Here is a 20,304-nt window from a genome sequence, read left to right on the forward strand (position 1 = left end):
GGATCCGTCCGGCACCGCACGCTGGGAGAGGAGGTCGGCGATGTCCATGCACGGCAGTACGCCGAGCTCCCGGCAGGGCGGCCCGCGGCGGGCTCCGGAGTAACCACCCCTCCGTCGAGCCCCGTCGCACAGGGCACCGCCCGGGGCGGCCGCTTCGAGCGCGCGACAGTGTCGCGCGGGCCGCCCACCCGGAGGATTGGCCGAGTGGTAAGGCACCGGCTTGCTAAGCCGTGGTCGGGGTCATCCCCCGCGCGCGTTCGATCCGCGCATCCTCCGCGACACCTCAGGCACCACTCACCGCAGCAGGCGTTCCAGCACGACCGCGATGCCGTCCTCCTCGTTGGACAGCGTCACCTCGTCCGCGACCGCCTTGAGTTCGTCATGGGCGTTGGCCATGGCCACGCCGTGCGCGGCCCAGGCGAACATCGGGAGATCGTTCGGCATGTCGCCGAACGCGATGGTGTCCTTCGCCTTCACCCCGAGCCGACGCGCCGCGAGCGACAGGCCCGTCGCCTTGGACAGGCCCAGCGGGAGGAGCTCCACGATCCCCTGGCCCGCCATCGTCACCCCGACCAGGCCACCGGCGGCCTGCCGCGCGGCCTCGGCCAGTTCCTCGTCGCCCAGCGTCGGATGCTGGAGGTACACCTTGTTCAGCGGCGCCGACCACAGGTCCGCCGCGTCCCTGATCGGCTGGTGGGCCACCGGGCCCTCGTGGAACCGGTAGCCCGGACCCACCAGGACCTCGCCGTCCAGCCCGTCCCGGCTCGCGGCCAGCAGCAGCGGGCCCACCTCGGCTTCGATCTTCGCCAGCGCGATCCCCGCGAGCTGCCGGTCCAGCGTCACCGACGTCAGCAGCCGGTGCTCGGCCGCGTCGTACACCTGTGCTCCCTGGCCGCACACCGCGAGGCCCCGGTAGCCGAGGTCGTGGAGGACGGGACGGGTCAGGGAAACGGGGCGGCCGGTGACGACGAGGTGCGCGGCACCCGCCGCGGTGGCGGCGGCGAGCGCCTCCCGGGTGCGCGGGGAGACGGTCTCCCCGGCGCCCAGAAGCGTCCCGTCGAGATCGGTCGCGACCAGCTGGTACGGGAATATGGACGAGGAACCGGTGGTGTCGGACGCGCTCACTTGGCGGTGGGCTCCAGCAGCTCCCGTCCACCCAGGTAGGGGCGCAGCACCTCGGGCACCCGCACGGATCCGTCGGGCAGCTGGTGGTTCTCCAGGATGGCCACGATCGTGCGCGGCACGGCGCACAGCGTGCCGTTCAGCGTCGCCAGCGGCTGCACCTTCTTGCCGTCCCGCATGCGCACCGACAGCCGGCGCGCCTGGAAGCCGTCGCAGTTGGAGGCGGACGTCAGCTCACGGTACTTGCCCTGGGTCGGGATCCAGGCCTCGCAGTCGTACTTCCGCGACGCGGACGAGCCCAGGTCGCCCGAGGCCACGTCGATGACCTGGAAGGGCAGTTCGAGCGAGGTCAGCCACTGCTTCTCCCACTCCAGGAGCCGCTTGTGCTCGTTCTCGGCGTCCTCGGGGGCGACGTACGAGAACATCTCGACCTTGTCGAACTGGTGCACGCGGAAGATGCCCCGGGTGTCCTTGCCGTAGGTGCCGGCCTCGCGGCGGAAGCACGGCGAGAAGCCGGCGTAGCGCAGCGGCAGGCTGTCCGCCTCCAGGATCTCGTCCATGTGGTACGCGGCGAGCGGCACCTCGGACGTGCCCACCAGGTAGTAGTCGTCCTTCTCCAGGTGGTAGACGTTCTCGGCGGCCTGGCCGAGGAACCCGGTGCCCTCCATGGCGCGCGGGCGGACCAGGGCGGGCGTCAGCATCGGGGTGAACCCGGCCTCGACGGCCTGGGCGATCGCGGCGTTGACGAGCGCCAGCTCCAGCAGCGCGCCGACGCCCGTCAGGTAGTAGAAGCGCGAGCCCGAGACCTTGGCGCCGCGTTCGACGTCGATCGCGCCGAGCGCCTCGCCGAGTTCGAGGTGGTCCTTGGGCTCGAAGCCCTCGGCGCCGAAGTCGCGGACGGTTCCGTGCGTCTCCAGGACGACGAAGTCCTCCTCGCCGCCGACCGGTACCTCCGGGTGCACCAGGTTGCCCAGCTGGAGCAGCAGGCGCTTGGTCTCCTCGTCGGCCTCGTGCTGTTCGGCGTCGGCGGCCTTCACGTCGGCGGCGAGCCGGCCCGCCCTCTCCAGGAGGGCGGCCTTCTCGTCGCCGGAGGCCTTGGGGATCTGCTTGCCGAGTGTCTTCTGCTCCGAGCGCAGCTCGTCGAAGCGGACGCCGGACGACCTGCGCCGTTCGTCGGCGGAGAGAAGGGCGTCGACGAGGGCGACGTCCTCTCCACGGGCGCGCTGGGAGGCGCGGACACGGTCAGGGTCCTCACGGAGCAGGCGAAGGTCGATCACCCCTCAAGGCTACCGGTGTGAAGTTCCCGCTCACGACTCCGTATTCGGATCCGTGACCCGAGTTCCGTTATGGGTTAATTGCGGTACGTGTCAAGAAAAGCGGCGCGGGCCCTCGAAGGGGGCATGGCCGCGTTGGGATCTTGACCCGACTTCCCTGCGAAGAGCGGGATTTGGGTCAGGCTTGTCCACAGGTATCCACAGCCCCGGAGGTTATCCACAGGCTGTGCGAAAGATCTGTGGATTCCGGAGGTGATCATTCCGAGAGTCGCCCCCGACGGCGAGAATTCCTGGTACAAACCGCGATCGGTAGCACTTTCGGGTGTAAAAGGGTCGCCCCGAAGTGTTGATCGAAAGAAACGGGTGGACAACTCTCGCGGACATCGCGGTGGTCGGCCGAAGGCTCGTGGAACCCTGTGTCGACACGATCGCGCTGCGTTGTCGACTTGTCCCCAGATCGAGAAGCTCACCTGTGGATAACTTCTGTGGACAGCGAAAATGTGCAGGTAGGACAGGACGCTGTCGTATCTGAGTCTAGAACGATCTAGAACCGGTCAGGAACCGGTGGGGAATCGGTCGCCCCGCCGACGCCCGCCAGCGGCCGCCGACGCCCGCGCGAGGGAGCCTAGAACCTGCCGTCCTGGCAGCGCGCCACCCAGTCGGCGGCGGACATGAAGTCGGCGTCCGAGGTGCCCGGCCGCGGAACCTGCGCGGCGTCGGGCCTGAGGTCCGCGCGCGGGTACGAACCGAGGTACCGCACCTGAAGGCACAGCCGCTTGAGACCCATCAGCGCCTCGGCCACCCGACGATCGGAGATGTGACCCTCGGCGTCGATGCAGAAGCAGTAGTTGCCGATGCCCGCCCCGGTCGGACGGGACTGCAGCAGCATCAGGTTGACCCCCCGCACGGCGAACTCGCCCAGCAGGTCGCGCAGTCCACCCGGATGGTCGGCACGCTGCCACAGCACGATGGACGTCTTGTCCGCGCCCGTCGGAGCCGCGGGCCGGGCCGGCCTGCCCACCAGCACGAACCGGGTCTGCGCGTTCTCCGCGTCGTGAATACCGGTCTCCAGGGGTGTCAGACCGTACCGCGCGGCCGCGAACTCCCCCGCGAACGCCGCGTCGTAGCGGCCCTCCTGGACCAGGCGGGCGCCGTCCGCGTTCGACGCGGCCGACTCCCACAGGGCGTCCGGGAGATGGGCCTTCAGCCAGTTGCGCACCTGCGGCTGGGCGGCCGGGTGCGCGGTGACCGTCTTGATCTCCGAGAGCCGGGTGCCGGGTCGGACCAGCAGCGCGAAGGTGATCGAGAGAAGCACCTCGCGGTAGATCATCAGCGGCTCGCCCGCCACCAGTTCGTCCAGCGTGGTGGTGATGCCGCCCTCCACCGAGTTCTCGATGGGCACGAAGGCGGCCTCGACCTCACCGGCCCGGACCGCGTCGAGCGCCGCCGGGACCGACACCATCGGGACGAGCTCCCGGGTCGCGGCCTCGGGCAGCGTACGCAGGGCGACCTCGGTGAAGGTGCCTTCGGGACCGAGATACGCATAGCTGGCTGGCATGACCTCACCCTAGTGGTGCCCGGCCGGGGGCGTCGGCTTCCCCGGGGAAGGGCACCCCCGCGGGGGATCTCAGCCCTCCAGCAGCCGCTGCCCCACGTACTCCCCCCGCGCCGCACCGCCCGGCACCGCGAACAGGCCGCTCGCCTCATGGCGGATGAACGCCGACAGCGCGTCCCCCCGGTCCAGCTTGCGCTGCACCGGGACGAAGCCGCGCAGCGGGTCCGCCTGCCAGCAGACGAACAGCAGACCCGCGTCCACCGTCCCGTCGGGATCGAAGCCGTCGTGGAAGGAGAAGGGACGGCGGAGCATCGCGGCCCCGCCGTTCTGATCGGGGCGGGTGATGCGCGCGTGCGCGTTCAGGGGGACGACCAGGCCCCCGTCGGGGCCGGCCTTCTCCAGATCCATCGCCGTCGTCTCGGTGCCGCCGCTGAGCGGCGCCCCGGTGGCCTTCCGGCGCCCGATGACCTGCTCCTGGCCGCTGAGGGAGAGCTTCTCCCAGTCGTCCAGCAGCATGCGGATCCGGCGTACGACGGCATAGGAGCCGTTCGCCATCCAGCTCTCCGGATCGCCGGAGGCCGGTGTCCCGGGCACGAAGACGCGCTGGTCGAAGTCGGGATCGGCAGGCCGCGGGTTGCGGGTGCCGTCGAGCTGGCCCATCAGATTGCGGGCCGTCATGGGACGCGCGGTCGCCCCCGGGGACCGGTTGAAGCCGTTCATCTGCCAGCGGAGCCGGGCCGCGCTCCCGGCGTCCTTCTGGATCGCGCGCAGCGCGTGGAAGGCGACGAGAGCGTCGTCGGCACCGATCTGCACCCACAGGTCGCCGTCGCTGCGCGAGGCGTCGAGATGGTCGGAGGAGAAGGCGGGCAGGGGGTCCAGCGCGGCGGGGCGCCGCTTCTGAAGGCCCGTCCGGGAGAAGAAGCTGTGTCCGAAGCCGAAGGTGAGGGTCAGGGACGAGGGGCCGGCGTCACGGGCGACGTCGGTGTCGTCGTGCGGGGTGCTCTCCCCTGCCATCAGCCGCTCGGCGGTGGCCGACCAGCGGCGCAGGAGCGCGGCGGCCTCCTTGCGGCCCGCGCCCGCGGCGAGGTCGAAGGCGACGAGGTGACCGTGCGACGGGAGGGCGTCGGTGATGCCCGGCTGATGTTTCCCGTGAAACATCACCTGGTTCGCGCCGAGCGACGTCAGGGGCGTCGCCTTCTCGTCGGGCGCCGCCGCGTACCCGGCGGCCCCGCCCGCCGCGCCCAGCGCGAGCCCGGTGGCGCCCGCCGTGGCGAGGAGGCGCCGCCGTGAGACCGGACCGGCGGCGGGAGTGCCGCCGTCGGAGGTGGCGCCCGCGGTCGCGCCCTCGGCGGTCGCCCCGTGCGCACCCTCCGGCGTGTGCGGGGCCGTGCCGGTCGGCGTGCCCCCGGACCCGGACTCGGACCCGGTGCCGTCGCCGTACGGTCCCCGGCGGGCGCCGCCCTTCGCGGCGGCGCGGCCCTTGTTCGACGTGCTGTGAGCCATGGTGTGGGTCAGCCGATCTTCGCGTTCTTGGTCACGGTGGTCTCGTCGATGTCGGACGTCCGCACGGTCACCGCGACCTCCCAGTCGCCCCCCATGGGGATCTGCACACCGGCCGCCGACCAGTGTCCGGTGGCGATGCGGTCAGGGACGACCGACAGCGGGCCGATGGACTTCGCCTTCAGGGTGAGGGCGAGCTTCACCTCGGGGACGTCGAAGGCCGCGCCGTTCGGCCGCCCCACGTAGACGTGCAGCTCGTTGCCGCCCACGCGGGACGGGTCGAGCGTGACCTGGACGGTTCCCCTGCCGTCCTGGCCTCCTGTGTCGAAGGGCAGCTTCAGCGACAGCGGCTCGGACCGCTGGGACGTGGACGAGCCCAGGGCCTTGACGGCCTCCTCCGTCCGCCCGGGTTCGGTGGCCGTCAGGGCGGTGGTGACGGCGAGCACCACGATCGCCACGGCCGCCTCGGCGAGCACGGAGCGGCGCAGGCCCGACCGCAGGGGATCGGAGTCCCGCAGCCGCTTGGCCCGCGCGGTGACCATCGCCTCCCGCTGGCGGGCGAGCTGGGCGGCCCGCGCGGAGTCGCCGGACGCCGTGGCGGCCGTGGCGGCGGCGCCGGTCGCGGCCGGGGTCTCGCCGTCCTGGGACGACGCGTGCGCGGCGACCGTCGCCGGCTCCCTCGCGTCCGCTTCCCCCGCACCGTCCGCTTCCTGCGCACCGTCCGCGGCCACCGCACCGGCCCGCGCGTCCGTCAGCCGTGTCGTCCAGCGGCGGGAGAACCAGGCGAGGCCGACGAGCACGGCGACCAGGGCGACCTTGACGAGCAGCAGCTGCCCGTATGCCGTCCCGGTCAGTGCCGACCAGGAGCCGAGCTGCCGCCAGGACTGGTAGACGCCGGTCGCGGCCAGCGTGAGGACGCTCGCGAACGCGAGGCGGGAGAAGCGGTGTACGGCCGCCGCCTCGATCGACGGCGCCCGGTACAGCGCGACCAGCAGGGTCGTCAGTCCACCCAGCCAGAGCGCGACGGCCAGCAGGTGCAGGACGTCGACCGGCATCGCGAGGCCGGTCTGGATCCCGGTGGACGCGTGCTCGGCCATCGCCCAGGTCGCCGCGAGCCCCGCCGCGATGACGGTTCCGCCGATGGCGAGCCCGAAGGTGAGGTCCTTCCGCTCGGCGTCGAGAGCGTCACGTTCGTCGAGGCCGTCACGCTCGTCGAGATCGCCGCGGCTGTCGGGATCGCGGTCCTCCGTCTCCCCGGCCCCGGCCCCGGTCCCGTGCTCCGGGGCGGCCTCGGCGCCTTCGATGCCCTCGGACCCGTCGGCCGCGCGCTTCGCGTACGCACCGAACATCACCGCGATGAACAGCGCCCCCGCCGCGAGGAGCAGCAGCCGGGAGACCAGCGCCGCCCCCGTCTTGGTCTGGAGGACCTGTGCGAGCAGGGAGAGGTCGACGATGTCGCCGACCTTCCCCGACCCGGTGTACGCGCCGCGCAGCAGCAGCAGGGCGAGCGTGGCGGCGGTGAGCGCCAGCCATCCCGAGACCACCAGCCGCTGCACCGCCCGCACCCCGGCGCCCCGCTGCCAGCAGGCCAGCACGAAGGCCGCGCCGCCGGTCAGCACGATGAACCCCGCGTACGACACATACCGCGCGAAGGAGTAGAGCCCGCCGACGACCCCGCCGCCCACGGTCTGGCCCGAGGTGCTGACCGAGGTCGCGGACGGGGCGCCGACGGAGAACGTGTAGGCGCCCGCGACGGGGTGGCTGTCCGCGGAGACCACCTGGTAGGTGACGGTGTAGGTGCCCCGGGGCAGCCCCGCGCGGACCTTCACGCCGTACATCGTCCCGGTCAGATTGGACGCCGCGCCGGTGTCGACGCGCTGCCCCTTCGGATCGAGGACGCGCAGCGAGCCGTCGGAGAGCGCCACCTTCTCGGAGAAGGTGAGGGTGATCTGGGTGGGCGCCGTGCGGACCACCGATCCCTGCGCGGGGTCGCTGCCGAGCAGCGCGGCGTGCGCGGAGGCGGGTGCGGCCCCGCCGAGCAGCGCGCCCGCGGCACCGAGGGCGCCGAGCACGAGCGCGAGCAGGGCGCGTGCCGCCCGGGTCCGGAGCGTACGCGGGCGGGCCGCCCGGGCGGTGCCCGGGACGTACCCGTCGGGAGCGATGGCCTGCGTCACGGTGATCCCTTTCTCAGTGCCCGGTCTGAGGGTTGTACGTCGGCGACTTCACCGGCATCTCGACCGTGACGGTTCCGGACTTGGCAAAGTGCAGCCGCACGGTCACCTTTTCGCCCTGTTTCGGCTTGCGGGTGAGCTTCTCGAACATGAGGTGGTTGCCGCCGCTGGCGAAGTCGAGTTCGCCGTCGGCGGGCACGGCGAACGACTTCTCCTCCTCCATCGCGCCGTTCCTCGTGGAGTGCATCGTGATGTCGCCGGCGACGGAACTGGTGACGGAGGTGAGGGTGTCGGCGCCGCCGGAGTTGGTGACGTTGAAGAACCCGGCCGCCATGTCGCTCGTGACGGGGGCGGGCATGTAGGAGCTGGTGACCTTCAGCCGCGGCTCGGCCGAGGAGGAGCCGCCCGGCCCGCCGCAGGCCGTGAGCGCCAGGGCGGCGACCATCACCGTGGTGAGACGGCGGTTCACGGGTTCTCCCCCTTGATGATCTTGGGGAGGTCCTTGGTGTAGTCGTCCACGGTGGTGTTCTGGTTGTAGACCACGTAGCCCGCGTCGGTCTTCGGGGAGAAGGCGATGACCTGGCTGCCGTGCGTGGAGACGATCTTGCCGTCCTTGCCCTTCCTCGGCGGGTCGATGCTGATGCCGAGGCTGCGGGCGCCCGCCTGGATCGTGGCGAAGTCACCGCTCAGACCGACGACGTCGGGGTCGATGCCCTTGAGCCAGGCGCCCAGTGCCGAGGGCGTGTCCCGTTCGGGGTCGGTGGTGACGAACACGATGCGCAGCGAGTCCTTCTGCGCCTGGGTCAGCCGCGTGCTCCGGTCCACCTCCTTCCTGGCGACGGCGAGGTTGTTCATCGTCAGGGGGCATTCGTCGGGGCAGTGGGTGTAGCCGAAGTAGATGAGCGTCGGCCTGCCCTTGGTCTCGGTACGGAGGTCGTACTTCTTGCCGTGGGTGTCGGTGAGCACGAGGTCCGGCTTGGTGAAGGGCTGGTCGAGCACGGACCTCGCCTGGTCCGAGCCGTCCTCGGCGGAGATCGACACCACCGGTTTGTCGCCGCCGTCGCTCGACCCGCAGGCGGAGAGGGTCAGCGCGGCGGAGGCCAGGAGCGCCGCCGCGGCGAGCGTCTTCTTCTTACGCATGGAGAGATGTCCCAGATGTGAGTGCTTCGGTGTGCGCGGGGGCCGCGTGCCGACGCTACGGCGCCGGCGGACGGCCCCCGCGCGGGACCGGGGGTGGGGCCGTCAGACCTCGGTGGTGCGCCGGCGCCCGGCGAGCACGCCGTACGCCACGCCCGCGGCGCCCACGACGATGCCCACGACGCCGAGCACGCGGGCCGTGGGGTCGCTGTCGTCGCCGGACGCCTGGGCCGCGGTGTCCTTGTGTGCCGAGGCGGCCGGGGCGCCCTGGGCCGGGGCGCCCCCGTGGCCGTCGTCCGAGGCGGCGGTCAGCTGGAGCACCGGGGCCGGGTTCTCCGGCTCCTCCTGGCCGTCCTTCTGCGCCTCGATCCAGCGGACGACCTCGCCGTTGGAGTACGTCTGCAGGGCCTTGAAGACGAGCTGGTCGGTGTCCTCGGGCAGCGTGCCGATCGACAGCGGGAACTTCTGGAAGTAGCCGGCCTCGACACCCTTGCCGGTGGCGGTCCAGGTGACCTTGGTGACGGCCTCGTCGATCTGCTTGCCGTGCATCGTGATCGGTTTGGCGAGCTTGGACTTGGTCACGTCGACCTTCCAGCCGGGAACCGGCTGGGGCATCACCGAGGCGAGCGGGTGGTCGGCCGGGAGGTTGACCTCCAGCTTGGTGGTCGAGGCGTCGTCGCGCTCGTTGGGGACCTTGAAGTCGACGACCGCGTACGAGCCCTTGGCCGCGCCGTTCTCCGGCTGGACCGTGACATGCGCGAAGGCGGGCACGGACAGGGCGAGGACGGCGGACGCGGCGGCGGTGCCGACGACGGCGACACGGGACGCCTTCAGGGAACCCTTGATGGCCTTCATGACAGAGAGCACTCCACTCCGAGTGAGAGTCCGTTGAGGAAGAGGTGCGCGTGCACGGCGGTGGCCCCGGGTGGGGCGAGGACGGGCACGCGCGTGCCGCACGACGGCGGCAGCTCCTCCAGGAGGTCCCCAGGACGGATGAGTCGGAGGGGGCGGAGTCGCGCGTCGTGTCAGGCAGCGAGGATGCGGAGCGTGGAGAACGGTGGCCCGCGCCGGGTCACCGAGTGCCGCAGAGGCGCCGTGTGGGGGCCGGGCGGTCCGAGGAAGGCGGGGTGCGGCGGCCGCGGCCCGGTCCCCGGTGCCCCGGGAAGTCCGGCCAGCAGGGCGCGTATGAGCGCGAACGCGGAGCGCAGGGATCGTACGAACGCCCCCTCCGCGATTCCGTGCGCCGACAGCCGCATGATCCGCAGCAGCGCCATGTCCCCGTGGCGCAGCACCCATCCCGCGGCGACGGCCGCGAGGACGTGGCCGAGCAGCATCGGCACCGAGGGCAGCATCGACCACCATGCGCCGGAGGCCGCCGACAGGGCGTCCGCCGGATGGTGCAGGGCCACCGTGCCCGCTCCCGCGCCCGGGCCCGTCCCGAGCCGTGCGTCGGAGAGGATCCTCTGCGCCTGTGCGGGGGAGAGCGTCGCCGCGCCGGCGCCGCACAGGACGTGGGCGGCCCGCGCCACGAGGGCGGCGTCGGACCCGGACGTCGGGTCCGGCGTCATCCGCATGCCGCCCGCCATGGACATGGTGCCGCCCTGACCGAGCCCGAACAGCGTGTGCAGCACGGTCTGCCCCACCGCCAGGCAGGCGGCGATGCCCGGCAGCGAGCGCTCCCGCCCCGCGAGGGGAACCGTGACGGCGCACACGCACAGGAACCCGGCGCCCAGCGTCCACAGCGGGATCGCGGCGCAGGAGGCGACCTCGTGTCCCGCGGCGGCCAGCACGACGCAGACCGCGGCGAACACCGCGGCCCGCAGGATCCGGAGTCCGTGTCCGGCGCGCGCCGTGCGCGGGTGGGGGGCACTCATGGCGGGCTCATCATCCCACTGGCGTCAACGGCTCCCCGCGGCAGGTCCGGTATGCGGCATCCGCTCCCCGGCGCATACACCGCCCCGGCTCCCCGGCGCATCCCCCGAGTGGGCGGGATCCCGTGCGGGGGGTGATTGCACCTGTGCGGCGGTGGCAATACGTAACGGTATGTCGAGCCGCGGCCAGGAGGCTGGAGCATGAGCATCTGGTGGTCACTCCATCTGCGCCGAGAAGCCGCGAGCGTGCCCCTCGCCCGGCGGCTGCTCCTGGGCACGATGGAGACCGCGGGCGTCGACCCGGACATCTCCTACGATCTCTCCGTCGCTCTCAGTGAGGCCTGCGCCAACGCGGTCGAGCACGGCGGCGGCGCGATGCACGGCGGCGCCACGGAGGCGTACCGGGTGACGGCCTACCTCGACGGCGAGAAGTGCCGGATCGAGGTGGCCGACTCGGGTCCCGGGTTCCCCCGGGCGGGCTCCCGTCCGCCGATCCGCCCGGCGTGCACCGACGCCGAGGGCGGCCGGGGCCTGTGCCTCATCCAGGAACTCGCCGACCACGTCCACATCGACAGCGCGCCGGACCGGTGCGGGGCGGTCGTGAGCTTCGACAAGGTCCTCAAGTGGCGGCAGGACGCGCCGCTGATGGCGGTGTGAGCCCCGGCCCGGCGGTCACCGTCCGTCGAGCTCGCCCACGGCCGCGCGAAGATGGCCGTCGGCGTCCTCGCGCGGGCCCGCGCACCACCAGGACAGCCGGCCGGCGACCTCCCGCGGGTGCAGGCCGAGGCCGTGCGCGGTGCACAGCGGCCACGCCTGCCAGAGCCGCTCGCTGACGGTCTCCTGGGCGGCGTCGGCGACGGCGTCCACGGCCCGGGCGCGGTCCGCCGCGGAGTCCGGGGGCAGGGCGTTGCCGTGCCAGGTGCCGTCGGACATCGCGACGTGCACGTACTCCGCGCCGTCCTCGTCCCCGCCGAACGACGGGAGGGCCACGAGCCGGAGGGGCTCCTGCCCCGGCAGGGTCGCCAGCAGATCGCCGTTGAGCAGCGCGAGCGCCGCGTCCCACAGCGGGAATTCACCGGGCGCGACCACACGGGGCCCGACACGGTCGAAGGAGCCGTACATGCCGGTCATCCTGGCACGCTGCCCGCGGCCCGGGTCCCCTGTTTCCGGACCGCGCGGACGTGCGGGTGTGCGGCGTGCGGACGCGCGGACGGCCGGGCACCCGAGAAGGTGCCCGGCCGTCCGCCCACGCCTCAGCCCTGCTTCAGGGCCGCCATCCACGCCTCGACCTCGTCGGAGCGCCGGGGAAGGCCCGCCGACAGGTTCCGGTTGCCCTCGTCCGTGACCAGGATGTCGTCCTCGATGCGGACGCCGATGCCGCGGTACTCCTGCGGGACGGTCAGGTCGTCCGTCTGGAAGTAGAGACCCGGCTCGACGGTCAGCACCATGCCCGGCTCCAAGGTGCCGTCCACATAGGCCTCGACGCGCGCCGCGGCGCAGTCGTGGACGTCCATGCCGAGCATGTGGCCCGTGCCGTGCAGCGTCCAGCGGCGCTGCAGACCCAGCTCCAGGACGCGCTCCACCGGGCCCTCCACCAGGCCCCACTCGACCAGCCTCTCGGCCAGGACGCGCTGGGAGGCGTCGTGGAAGTCACGGAACTTGGCGCCCGGCCGCACCGCCGCGATACCGGCCTCCTGGGCCTCGTACACGGCGTCGTAGATCTTCTTCTGGATCTCGCTGTAGGTGCCGTTCACGGGCAGCGTGCGCGTGACGTCCGCGGTGTAGTACGTGTGCGTCTCCACGCCCGCGTCCAGCAGCAGGAGGTCGCCGGAGCGGACCGGGCCGTCGTTGCGCACCCAGTGCAGCGTGCAGGCGTGCGGGCCCGCCGCGCAGATGGAGCCGTAGCCGATGTCGTTGCCCTCGACGCGTGCGCGCAGGAAGAACGTTCCCTCGATGTAGCGCTCGGAGGTGGCCTCCGCCTTGTCGAGGACCTTCACCACGTCCTCGAAGCCGCGCACGGTCGAGTCGACGGCCTTCTGCAGCTCACCCACCTCGAAGGCGTCCTTGACCAGACGGGCCTCGGAGAGGAAGACGCGCAGCTCCTCGTCGCGCTCGGCGGTGACCTTGTCGTGCAGGGCCGCCTCGACGGCCGCGTCGTGGCCGCGCACGATCCGGACCGGGCCGGTGGCCTCCCTCAGCAGCTCGGGCAGTTCACGCACGTCCGAGGCGGGGATGCCGTACAGCTGCTCGGCCTCGGCCAGCGAGTGGCGGCGGCCGACCCACAGCTCGCCCTGGCCAGAGAGCCAGAACTCGCCGTTCTCGCGGTTGGAGCGGGGCAACAGGTAGAGCGTCGCCTCGTGCCCCTCGCCGGTCGGCTCCAGGACGAGGACGCCGTCCTCGGTGTGGTTTCCGGTGAGGTACGCGTACTCGGTGGCGGCGCGGAAGGCGTACTCGGTGTCGTTCGAGCGGGTCTTCAGCCGGCCCGCGGGGATCACCAGGCGCTCGCCCGGGAAGCGGGCGCCGAGCGCGGCACGGCGGGCGGCGGTCTCGGCGGCCTGGGCGATCGGCCGCAGGCCGTGCAGCTCGGTGTCCGCCCAGCCCGACTTCATGTTCTCGGACAGCTCGTCGGACACGCCTGGGTACAGGCCGTTCTTGCGCTGCTTGATGGGCTCTTCGGTCTGCTCCGGGTCCGCTGCGTCGGCAGCGGATTCCGACTCGGCCGGCGTGAGCTCGTCCGCCACGGTCATCCTCCTTCACTACGGCACTGGCACTACGGCACTGGGCCTCGTCCATCGTACGGTCGCACCGCGCACAGCGAAGGGGTCCGGCGGGAGGAGAGCCCCTTACATAGGGGGCGGCGGGGCGGCCGGGGGCCGGGGTTCCAGGGGGACTCGGGGCGCCGGCCGCGCGGGGTCAGTCGAAGCGGGCTGCGAGCAGGATCACGTCCTCCGTGCTGTCGACCTCGTCGAGGCCGTCCGGGAGCACCGTCCGCAGGACGTGGTCGGCGACCGCGCCCGGGTCGCCCCGCAGCGGTCTGGGCACGCTCGCCGCCGCCGCGTGCAACCGGGCGAAGGCGCGGTCCATCGGGTCCCCGGTGCGCTGCAGCAGGCCGTCCGTGTAGAACAGCACGGTCTCGCCGGCCTCCGCGGTCACCTCCACGCTCGGCGCCTCCCAGCAGGCCAGCATCCCCAGCGGCGCCGACAGGGACGTCTCCACGAACTCCGTGCGCCGGGGGCCGATCACCAGCGGCGGGCTGTGCCCCGCCCCGGCGAGCGTCAGCTTGCGCAGCGCGGGCTCGCAGTACGCGAACAGGGCGGTGGCCGACCGCGCCGACTCGGTCAGCCGCAGCAGCAGCTCCAGATCCGACAGGACGGCCACCGGGTCCTCGCCCTCCATCACGGCGTACGCGCGCAGGGAGGCCCGCAACCGACCCGTCGCGGCGAGGGCGCCGGGCCCCGAACCGGTGACGGACCCGACCGCGAGACCGAGCGCCGCGTCGGGCAGCGGCAGCGCGTCGTACCAGTCGCCGCCGCCGTGCGGGCCACTGCGCCGCCGCGCGGCGAGCTGCACGCCGGGCACCCGGGGGAGCCGGGAGGGCAGCAGTTCCTCGGTGATGGTGGTCAGGCACGCGCGTGCGCGTTCGACCTCGACCATCCGTGCCACGTGCTGCGCCGCGTAGCGGGTGTAGATGCCGGCGAGATGGCGCTGGCGCTCCAGCGGCTCGGCCGGCTCGTCGTAGAGCCAGACCGCGGCGCCGAGCGCGCCGTCCCGGTCGGTGCACAGGGGCAGGGCGTAACTGGCGGCGTAGCCGAGCCGGGCGGCCACCTCGCGATGGCGCGGGTCAAGACCGTCCTCCGAGAACAGGTCGGGCTGGGCGATCTCCCGCTCCCCGCCCGGTGGCCCGTCCAGGAGCCTGCCGTACGCCATGCAGTCGCGCGGCACGGTCTCGATGTGGCCGAGGTCGGAGCGGGCGAGGCCCAGCCCGGTCATGGAGTCGGGGCCCAGTCCGTCGCACGGCTCCACCACGACGAGGCCGCGCCGGGCGCCCACCAGGGCGGCTCCGGCGTGCAGGAGCTCCTGGAGTGCTTCGGTGAGGGATGCCGTGCGGGCCAGACGCTCGGTCAGTTCCTGGAGGGTCGTGAGGTCCGAGACCCAGCCGGCGAGCCGGTCCTGGAGGAGCGCTCCGGGGTCGGCGGGGACGGGCGGTGCGGCCTGAGGGACACCAGGGGCGGCGGGTGCCGGCGCGACAGTGTGTGCGGGCGAGGGAACCGTCGCATCGATTCCGGCCACTTTCGAAGGGTGAGGGGCGTTCATGGCGTGCGGCTTTCGGACCGGTGCGTATTGCTCGATAGCATCGCAAACCCCCATGTCAATCTGCGCCGCTAGCAGTGGCTCCACATGTACACGCACTCGTGAGGGGATGTCCAGCATTGTCCTGCGGGGATTCCTGGTGTCCAGGAGGCTCCGGTTACGGTCTTGCGGACAGGCGTACGGAGGAGCAAAGTTGGCTCAAAACAGCCTCGGGGATCCTCGTACTGCGGTCGACTGGCCTCGTTCGACGGAGCGTCACAGCGGTTGTGTTGGGTACGTACTCGGTAAGGGCCGGGGGTGGCCGGGGGTCACCCGGAACCCGGCGCCGGACCCGGACGTCCTAACCATCGACGATCGAGCCCCTTCTCCTTCGGTGGAGACGGCCGGTATGTGCGGGACGGCACATCGCCAGGTGCCGCCACCCCACGCCATGCCCATGCTCACGGTGGGCGCAGTATGGACGCGGACGCAGCCGATGCTCGGCTTCCATGGGGTTCCCCTTGTTCCGGACAAGGGCGTGATGCGCCAACAGGTACGCAGAGTGAAGTGATCGACACATGATGTGATCCTCGGTGTTGCCATGCGTGCAACGGAAAGGAACGAGCGCTCATGCGCGAGATCCCCGGAAAGCGACGCAGGCTCCTGTCCAGGCGGAACGGCGGGGGGTCTGAGAAGGTCGACGCGGCCCTGACCTACGCGACTCGATGGCGGTGGCCGATTCTCCCGGGTGTGGCGGCCGACGCACAGGCGCCCGCCCGCTGCGCGTGCCCCGACCCGGAGTGCACGGTTCCCGGTGCGCACCCCTTCGACCCCGGGCTGCTCGCGGCCACCACCGATGAGCGCATGGTGCGCTGGTGGTGGACCAACCGGCCTTCCGCGCCGATCGTGCTGGCCACCGGGGGGCACGCGCCCTGCGCGGTCAGCCTGCCCGCACGCGCGGCCTCGCGCGCGCTCGAGGTGGTGGAGGGCAAGGGCCTGCGTCTCGGCCCGGTCGTGGCGTCGCCCCACCGCTGGGCGATCCTCGTGGCCCCCTACTCCCTGGAGCGGCTCGGCGAGTTGCTCTACGCCAAGGACTTCGTCCCCGGCGCCCTGCGGTTCCACGGCGAGGGCGGCTATCTGGCGCTGCCGCCGTCCGCGACGGGCCACGGGGAGATCCACTGGGAGCGCGCGCCGCTGCCCGGATCCGCCTCGCCCTGGGTTCCCGACGTGGAGGCGGTCGTGGACGTCGCCGTGGACGTCCTCACTCGTACGGGTGTGAGCGCCCCCGAGTTGTAGGGGGCGACCGGCTCGCGGGGCGGACGCTCCGTGATGGCCCGATATCGTCGATGACATGCTGATTCGTCCTGGGGGACGGCCGACGGGGCGCGGGATTCGGGGGCATGGGGAGGCGGCCGAGGGCGTCGCACCCGCCGACGGCGCGGGAGTTGCCGGAACCGGCGGGGCCGCCGCGTCCGCCATCGCCCCTGTCTCTGGGCCCGTCACCGCGTCCGCCACCGCCTCCGGATCCGCTCAACACGGGCGATCCGCCGGGGTGATGGGGGCCCTCGGTGCTTTCGCCGGCGGAAGTCCGCCGCCCGCCCGCAACGGCCTGTGGCTCGCCCTGGCGGGTGTGGTGCTGGTCGTCGCCGCGTTGCCGTTCGCCGTCGCGTCCGCCGGCGCCGTCGGCGGTGTGGGCGGCGGCACCGAGCGGGTCGCGATCCGCGTGCCGGAGACCGAGGACGCCGAGGGTGCTGAGGGCGCCGCCGACGCCGGGCCCCGAGGGCGCTCCGCCCGCTCCCCGCTGTCGGGCCTCGGCCTGGCGGTGGCCGTCGGCTGCGGCCCCCAACTCTCCTCCGCCGACGGCATCGAGGCGCAGACCTGCGTCATGTGGCAGGGGCGGCAGACCTGGGCGCGCACCTACTACCGCAATGCGACCGGCGAGGAACTGCGTTCCGTGCTGAGCTTCATGGGGCCCGGCGGGCGCAGCGTCGAGACGCACTGCGTGGTGGCGGCCGCGGACGAGCCGGAGACCTGTGAGACACCCCGGGAGCGGCTGCGCGGCGCGCCGGGGTCGTACACGGCGGTGGCGGAGTTCGCCGGTGCGGACGAGGACGGGCCGCTGCTGCTGCGCTGCGGAAGCGAGGGCGCCGGTATGCCGATGCGGTAGCGCGCCGACAACTCGGCGGACTTCCCGGGTAGTTGCCGACAGTCTCCGGCGGGCGGCGGGAGCGGCGGGCATGCAAAGACCCGGTTGCTGGCGACGGGGGATGCACCAGCAACCGGGCTAATGGAACGGTAACAAGAGATCGGCGGTTCGCAAATTCGATCCGGCCTATTCGGACACGGAACTGCCCGTCACCGCACGGACTTGTGACGGGAGTCACCCGTGAGGGGGCCCCTTGGGCAGGCTGACCGGTCGTTCAGCAGGGTTCCCCGGTCAGCTGAGCGTCACCTGGCGGTTGGTGAGCCCGCCGCGGGCCCGGCGCTCGTCCGCGGTCAACGGGGTGTCCGATGCGAGGGCGCTCGCCAGACGCTCGGCGAACTCGGCCGCCGGCTTCTCCACGTCGTCCGCGCTCATACCCGTCGGCAGGTCCCACACCGGGACCGTGAGCCCGTGCGCGCGGAAGGAGCCGACCAGGCGCGTGCCCTCGCCGAGGCCGGACCGACCGGCTGCGTGCAGCCGCGCGAGGGCGTCCAGAAGCTCCTCCTCCGCATGCGGCATGACCCACCGCAGGTGGTTCTTCTCCGGCGTCTCGCACCAGTACGCGGCGTCCACACCGGCCAGCTTCACGGTGGGGATCGCCGCCGCGTTGGCCCGCTCCAGGGAGGCGGCCACCTCCGGCGTCGCGTTCTCCGCGTCCGGCACCCAGTACTCGAAACCGCTGTGCACGACCGGCTCGAAGGCGGCCTGCGGGTCCAGCAGGTCCTGCAGCCGCGGGCCGTCGGCGGGCGCGCGGCGGCCCTTGACGGGGGTGCCGGGCTCGGCGGTCAGCGCGCGCTCCAGGGTGTCGGCGAGGTCCCGGCTGATGTCGCCCGACGCCGTGTCGTTCTGCAGGCCGAGCAGGATCGAGCCGTCGTCGCGGCGCAGCGCGGGCCAGGCCATCGGCAGGACCGTCGCCAGCGTGACCGACGGGACGTCCTCGGGCAGCGGGGCCCGGAGCTTCAACTCGACGGTCGCCGCCGGGACCAGCTCGCGCAGCGCCACCCAGTCGCCCTCGCCCGCGAGCCCTTCGAACGGACGGTGCACCAGCTCGGTCACCGCCTGCGCGGCGGCGCGGCCGTGGCAGGCCTTGTAGCGCCGGCCGCTGCCGCAGGGGCAGGGCTCGCGGGCGCCGACGACCGGGATCTCAGCATCCTTGAGCTGCGGGCGTTCGGCCTTGGTCTGGGGTCGCTTCTTGGCCATCGTGGGTCGTCTCCCGGTTACGGCTCGTTTCGTACGGCGTGAGCCTAGTCGCTAGTGGAGCGGTCGACGGGATCCTGTGGACAACGCACCGAGTCGTCCCCGAAGGGATGCGTCACACCGCGCGAACGGCGGCGCCCCCGCACGCCTTTCGGCACCGAACCCCCCCGCTGCCCCCGTACCGCATCAGTCCGCCTCGTCGAACACGTCCGCGAAGTCCAGTCCGGACAGCTGCGGGACGACGGGCGCGGTGACGCGCGTAGCGAAATCGTCGCGGCGGTGTGCGGACGCGACGTCGTCCTGGACGACGACCCAGACCGTGACCTCGCCCCGGGCGTCGTCCCGTACGCCCCAGTCCTTGGCCAGCGCCGTGATGATGTTCAGCCCCCGGCCGCCGCGCGCCGTGACCGACGGGGTCGCGGGCACCGGCCGGGTGGGCCCGCCGCCGTCCGTCACCTCGACCGTGATCCGGCCGGTGAGGTCGAGGCGCCACGCGGCCCGGACGTCCCCGTCACCCGCGAGACCGTCCCCCAGCGGCCGGCCGTGTCGGCAGGCGTTGCTGAGCAGCTCCGAGAGAATCAGTACGGCATCGTCGATGACCGATTCCGACACGCCACCGGTGCGCAGCTGATCGCGCATCCGGTGCCTCGCCTTCCCCACGCCCGCAGGACCATGGGGTACGGCCATGCTCGACGACGTGGGCACTTCCTGTGCCACCACCAACGCCACCCCCGAGACCTCCTTCGCCCCACGCCACGGTGTGGATGCCCCATCGCATCGGACCGGAAACCGACCCTCCGCGTGTGCTGACGCACTCGTGGCGATCGGACACGCTCCCCGCGCGCCGGAGCACTCCCCGTGGTGGCGTGGCCGAATTCCCGCCCCGGGAGAGGTCCTTGGGCCGCCCGCCCGCCCGCCGCGTCGCAGCGCGCGGCGACGCGGCGCTACCGCCCCAGCTGGTGCAGCACCGCCCGCGGACGGTTGGTGATGATCGCGTCCACGCCCAGCTCGACGCAGAGGTCCACGTCCTCCGGCTCGTTCACGGTCCACACGTGCACCTGGTGACCGGCTTCCTTCAGCCGCTGGACGTACGCCGGATGGTTGCGCACGATCCGCATCGAGGGACCGGCGATCCGCACCCCCGCGGGCAGGCGTCCGTCGCGCAGCCTGAGCGAGAGGAACTGCAGCAGGTACACCGTGGGCAGCGTCGGGGAGGCCGCCCGCACCCGGTGCAGCGAGCGGGCCGAGAAGCTCATGATCCGTACCGAGGAGGCGTCCGGGGCCGTCGGCGCGTCCAGGCCGAACCGCTTCAGCAGGTGCAGCAGCCGCTCCTCGACCTGACCCGCCCAGCGCGTCGGGTGCTTCGTCTCGATGGCGAGGTCGATGGGGCGCCCGGCGTCGGCGACGAGTTCGAGCAGCCGCTCCAGGGTGAGGACGGAGGTGTCCCCGGGATCCTGCGGGCGGTGCTCCCAGTCGGGCTCCTCGTCGCGGCTCTTCCAGGAGCCGAAGTCCAGCGCGGCGAGATCGGCGAGTTCCAGAGCGGAGACCGCGCCTCGGCCGTTGGAGGTACGGTTGACACGCCGGTCATGGACGCAGACGAGATGTCCGTCCGCGGTCAGCCGGACGTCGCATTCGAGGGCGTCGGCACCGTCCTCGATGGCCTTGTTGTACGCGGCCAGGGTGTGCTCGGGGGCCTCTTCGGAGGCGCCCCGGTGGGCGACGACCTGGACCGGGTGCTGTGGTGCGTGGGTCACCGCGACATGGTGTCACCGTTACGGGAAACGTGTGAGGTCGGGAGGCGACGCGACGGCGTCGGCAAGGTGTCGGGAATGCAGATGTGTGTTCGGGTACGTCCGGTATAAAGGTGCGCGGGATCCCCACAGCCGCCGCTTATGGTGCCCTGACGCCTTGTGGGAAAAGCTTGACGACGTACAACAGGACACGCGTAGCCAGACACACGCGCGGCTGTCGGCGCCCGGCAGCC

Annotated in this window: 18 protein-coding genes and 1 tRNA gene; 4 read left to right on the forward strand and 15 right to left on the reverse strand. The window is 72.5% G+C overall.

The features are described 5' to 3' along the window. Window positions 1-190 precede the first annotated feature (190 nt). Window positions 191-276 (forward strand) — tRNA-Ser (locus AB0C59_RS29555). 18 nt (window positions 277-294) lie between these two features. On the opposite strand, the gene AB0C59_RS29560 is transcribed toward AB0C59_RS29555, so the two are convergent. From AB0C59_RS29560 to AB0C59_RS29600, 9 genes are all read right to left on the reverse strand, one after another. Continuing rightward, a complete protein-coding gene (locus AB0C59_RS29560) occupies window positions 295-1,125 on the reverse strand; it encodes an HAD family hydrolase (protein ID WP_363009960.1) in 831 nt (276 codons plus the stop codon). Next, on the reverse strand, window positions 1,122-2,399 hold the full coding sequence (gene serS, locus AB0C59_RS29565) for a serine--tRNA ligase (RefSeq protein WP_363009962.1): 1,278 nt from the start codon (window positions 2,397-2,399) through the stop codon (window positions 1,122-1,124). The genes AB0C59_RS29560 and serS overlap by 4 nt, the downstream gene beginning before the upstream one ends. A gap of 622 nt (window positions 2,400-3,021) precedes the next feature. Further along, window positions 3,022-3,954 carry a prephenate dehydratase gene (gene pheA, locus AB0C59_RS29570; RefSeq protein ID WP_363009964.1) on the reverse strand — a complete coding sequence of 311 codons (933 nt, stop codon included), beginning with the start codon at window positions 3,952-3,954 and terminating at the stop codon, window positions 3,022-3,024. Window positions 3,955-4,023: 69 nt separating this feature from the next. Next, entirely contained in the window at window positions 4,024-5,454 is a 1,431-nt protein-coding gene (gene efeB / locus AB0C59_RS29575; protein ID WP_363009966.1) for an iron uptake transporter deferrochelatase/peroxidase subunit, read from the reverse strand. Between the two features lie 8 nt (window positions 5,455-5,462). Next, on the reverse strand, window positions 5,463-7,535 hold the full coding sequence (locus AB0C59_RS29580) for a copper resistance protein CopC (protein ID WP_363010028.1): 2,073 nt from the start codon (window positions 7,533-7,535) through the stop codon (window positions 5,463-5,465). 103 nt (window positions 7,536-7,638) lie between these two features. After that, a complete protein-coding gene (locus AB0C59_RS29585; protein ID WP_363010030.1) occupies window positions 7,639-8,067 on the reverse strand; it encodes a copper chaperone PCu(A)C in 429 nt (142 codons plus the stop codon). 20 nt (window positions 8,068-8,087) lie between these two features. Next, a complete protein-coding gene (locus tag AB0C59_RS29590; RefSeq protein ID WP_363009968.1) occupies window positions 8,088-8,762 on the reverse strand; it encodes an SCO family protein in 675 nt (224 codons plus the stop codon). Window positions 8,763-8,864: 102 nt separating this feature from the next. Further along, window positions 8,865-9,593, reverse strand: a complete 729-nt coding sequence (locus AB0C59_RS29595; protein ID WP_363010032.1) for a YcnI family protein — start codon at window positions 9,591-9,593, stop codon at window positions 8,865-8,867. Window positions 9,594-9,784: 191 nt separating this feature from the next. Continuing rightward, a complete protein-coding gene (locus AB0C59_RS29600; RefSeq protein ID WP_363009969.1) occupies window positions 9,785-10,633 on the reverse strand; it encodes a hypothetical protein in 849 nt (282 codons plus the stop codon). A gap of 198 nt (window positions 10,634-10,831) precedes the next feature. On the opposite strand from AB0C59_RS29600, the gene AB0C59_RS29605 reads away from it, so the two are divergent. Next, window positions 10,832-11,287: an ATP-binding protein gene (locus tag AB0C59_RS29605; protein WP_363009971.1), complete on the forward strand. Its 456-nt coding sequence runs from the start codon at window positions 10,832-10,834 to the stop codon at window positions 11,285-11,287. Window positions 11,288-11,302: 15 nt separating this feature from the next. Here AB0C59_RS29605 and AB0C59_RS29610 read toward each other — a convergent pair whose 3' ends face one another. The 3 genes from AB0C59_RS29610 to AB0C59_RS29620 all read right to left on the reverse strand — a co-directional run bounded on the left by AB0C59_RS29610 (window position 11,303) and on the right by AB0C59_RS29620 (window position 15,061). Beyond that, complete coding sequence (locus AB0C59_RS29610; protein WP_363009973.1) at window positions 11,303-11,761, reverse strand: hypothetical protein; 459 nt, start codon at window positions 11,759-11,761, stop codon at window positions 11,303-11,305. 122 nt (window positions 11,762-11,883) lie between these two features. Further along, complete coding sequence (locus AB0C59_RS29615; RefSeq protein WP_363009975.1) at window positions 11,884-13,371, reverse strand: aminopeptidase P family protein; 1,488 nt, start codon at window positions 13,369-13,371, stop codon at window positions 11,884-11,886. A gap of 172 nt (window positions 13,372-13,543) precedes the next feature. After that, window positions 13,544-15,061: a PP2C family protein-serine/threonine phosphatase gene (locus AB0C59_RS29620; protein ID WP_363009977.1), complete on the reverse strand. Its 1,518-nt coding sequence runs from the start codon at window positions 15,059-15,061 to the stop codon at window positions 13,544-13,546. A gap of 489 nt (window positions 15,062-15,550) precedes the next feature. Here AB0C59_RS29620 and AB0C59_RS29625 point away from each other — a divergent pair, with 489 nt between their 5' ends. Together AB0C59_RS29625 and AB0C59_RS29630 are read left to right on the forward strand one after the other, a co-directional pair. Next, window positions 15,551-16,216, forward strand: coding sequence for a bifunctional DNA primase/polymerase (locus AB0C59_RS29625; protein WP_363009979.1), 666 nt, complete (start codon window positions 15,551-15,553; stop codon window positions 16,214-16,216). Between the two features lie 259 nt (window positions 16,217-16,475). Continuing rightward, the gene (locus AB0C59_RS29630) at window positions 16,476-17,087 is read left to right on the forward strand and encodes a hypothetical protein (RefSeq protein ID WP_363009981.1); all 612 of its coding nucleotides are present in this window, start codon (window positions 16,476-16,478) and stop codon (window positions 17,085-17,087) included. A 270-nt stretch (window positions 17,088-17,357) separates the two neighbouring features. Here AB0C59_RS29630 and AB0C59_RS29635 read toward each other — a convergent pair whose 3' ends face one another. The 3 genes from AB0C59_RS29635 to AB0C59_RS29645 form a co-directional block, all read right to left on the reverse strand. After that, window positions 17,358-18,323: a DUF5926 family protein gene (locus AB0C59_RS29635; protein ID WP_363009983.1), complete on the reverse strand. Its 966-nt coding sequence runs from the start codon at window positions 18,321-18,323 to the stop codon at window positions 17,358-17,360. Window positions 18,324-18,506: 183 nt separating this feature from the next. Next, a complete protein-coding gene (locus AB0C59_RS29640; RefSeq protein ID WP_363009985.1) occupies window positions 18,507-19,049 on the reverse strand; it encodes an ATP-binding protein in 543 nt (180 codons plus the stop codon). A gap of 215 nt (window positions 19,050-19,264) precedes the next feature. Continuing rightward, window positions 19,265-20,074, reverse strand: a complete 810-nt coding sequence (locus AB0C59_RS29645) for a glycerophosphodiester phosphodiesterase (protein WP_363009987.1) — start codon at window positions 20,072-20,074, stop codon at window positions 19,265-19,267. Between the last annotated feature and the right edge of the window lie 230 nt (window positions 20,075-20,304).

Origin of the sequence: Streptomyces sp. NPDC048664 (assembly GCF_040650555.1) — a bacterium.
Classification (GTDB): Bacteria; Actinomycetota; Actinomycetes; order Streptomycetales; family Streptomycetaceae; genus Streptomyces.

Bases quoted from the DNA above. Each gene is read 5' to 3' on its own strand.
- pheA (WP_363009964.1), bottom strand. From the start codon at position 3,954: ATGCCAGCCAGCTATGCGTATCTCGGTCCCGAAGGCACCTTCACCGAG.
- AB0C59_RS29590 (WP_363009968.1), bottom strand. From the start codon at position 8,762: ATGCGTAAGAAGAAGACGCTCGCCGCGGCGGCGCTCCTGGCCTCCGCC.
- AB0C59_RS29635 (WP_363009983.1), bottom strand. From the start codon at position 18,323: ATGGCCAAGAAGCGACCCCAGACCAAGGCCGAACGCCCGCAGCTCAAG.
- AB0C59_RS29625 (WP_363009979.1), top strand. From the start codon at position 15,551: ATGCGCGAGATCCCCGGAAAGCGACGCAGGCTCCTGTCCAGGCGGAAC.
- AB0C59_RS29600 (WP_363009969.1), bottom strand. From the start codon at position 10,633: ATGAGTGCCCCCCACCCGCGCACGGCGCGCGCCGGACACGGACTCCGG.
- AB0C59_RS29630 (WP_363009981.1), top strand. From the start codon at position 16,476: ATGGGGGCCCTCGGTGCTTTCGCCGGCGGAAGTCCGCCGCCCGCCCGC.
- AB0C59_RS29605 (WP_363009971.1), top strand. From the start codon at position 10,832: ATGAGCATCTGGTGGTCACTCCATCTGCGCCGAGAAGCCGCGAGCGTG.
- AB0C59_RS29585 (WP_363010030.1), bottom strand. From the start codon at position 8,067: ATGGTCGCCGCCCTGGCGCTCACGGCCTGCGGCGGGCCGGGCGGCTCC.
- efeB (WP_363009966.1), bottom strand. From the start codon at position 5,454: ATGGCTCACAGCACGTCGAACAAGGGCCGCGCCGCCGCGAAGGGCGGC.
- AB0C59_RS29620 (WP_363009977.1), bottom strand. From the start codon at position 15,061: ATGCTGGACATCCCCTCACGAGTGCGTGTACATGTGGAGCCACTGCTA.
- AB0C59_RS29610 (WP_363009973.1), bottom strand. From the start codon at position 11,761: ATGACCGGCATGTACGGCTCCTTCGACCGTGTCGGGCCCCGTGTGGTC.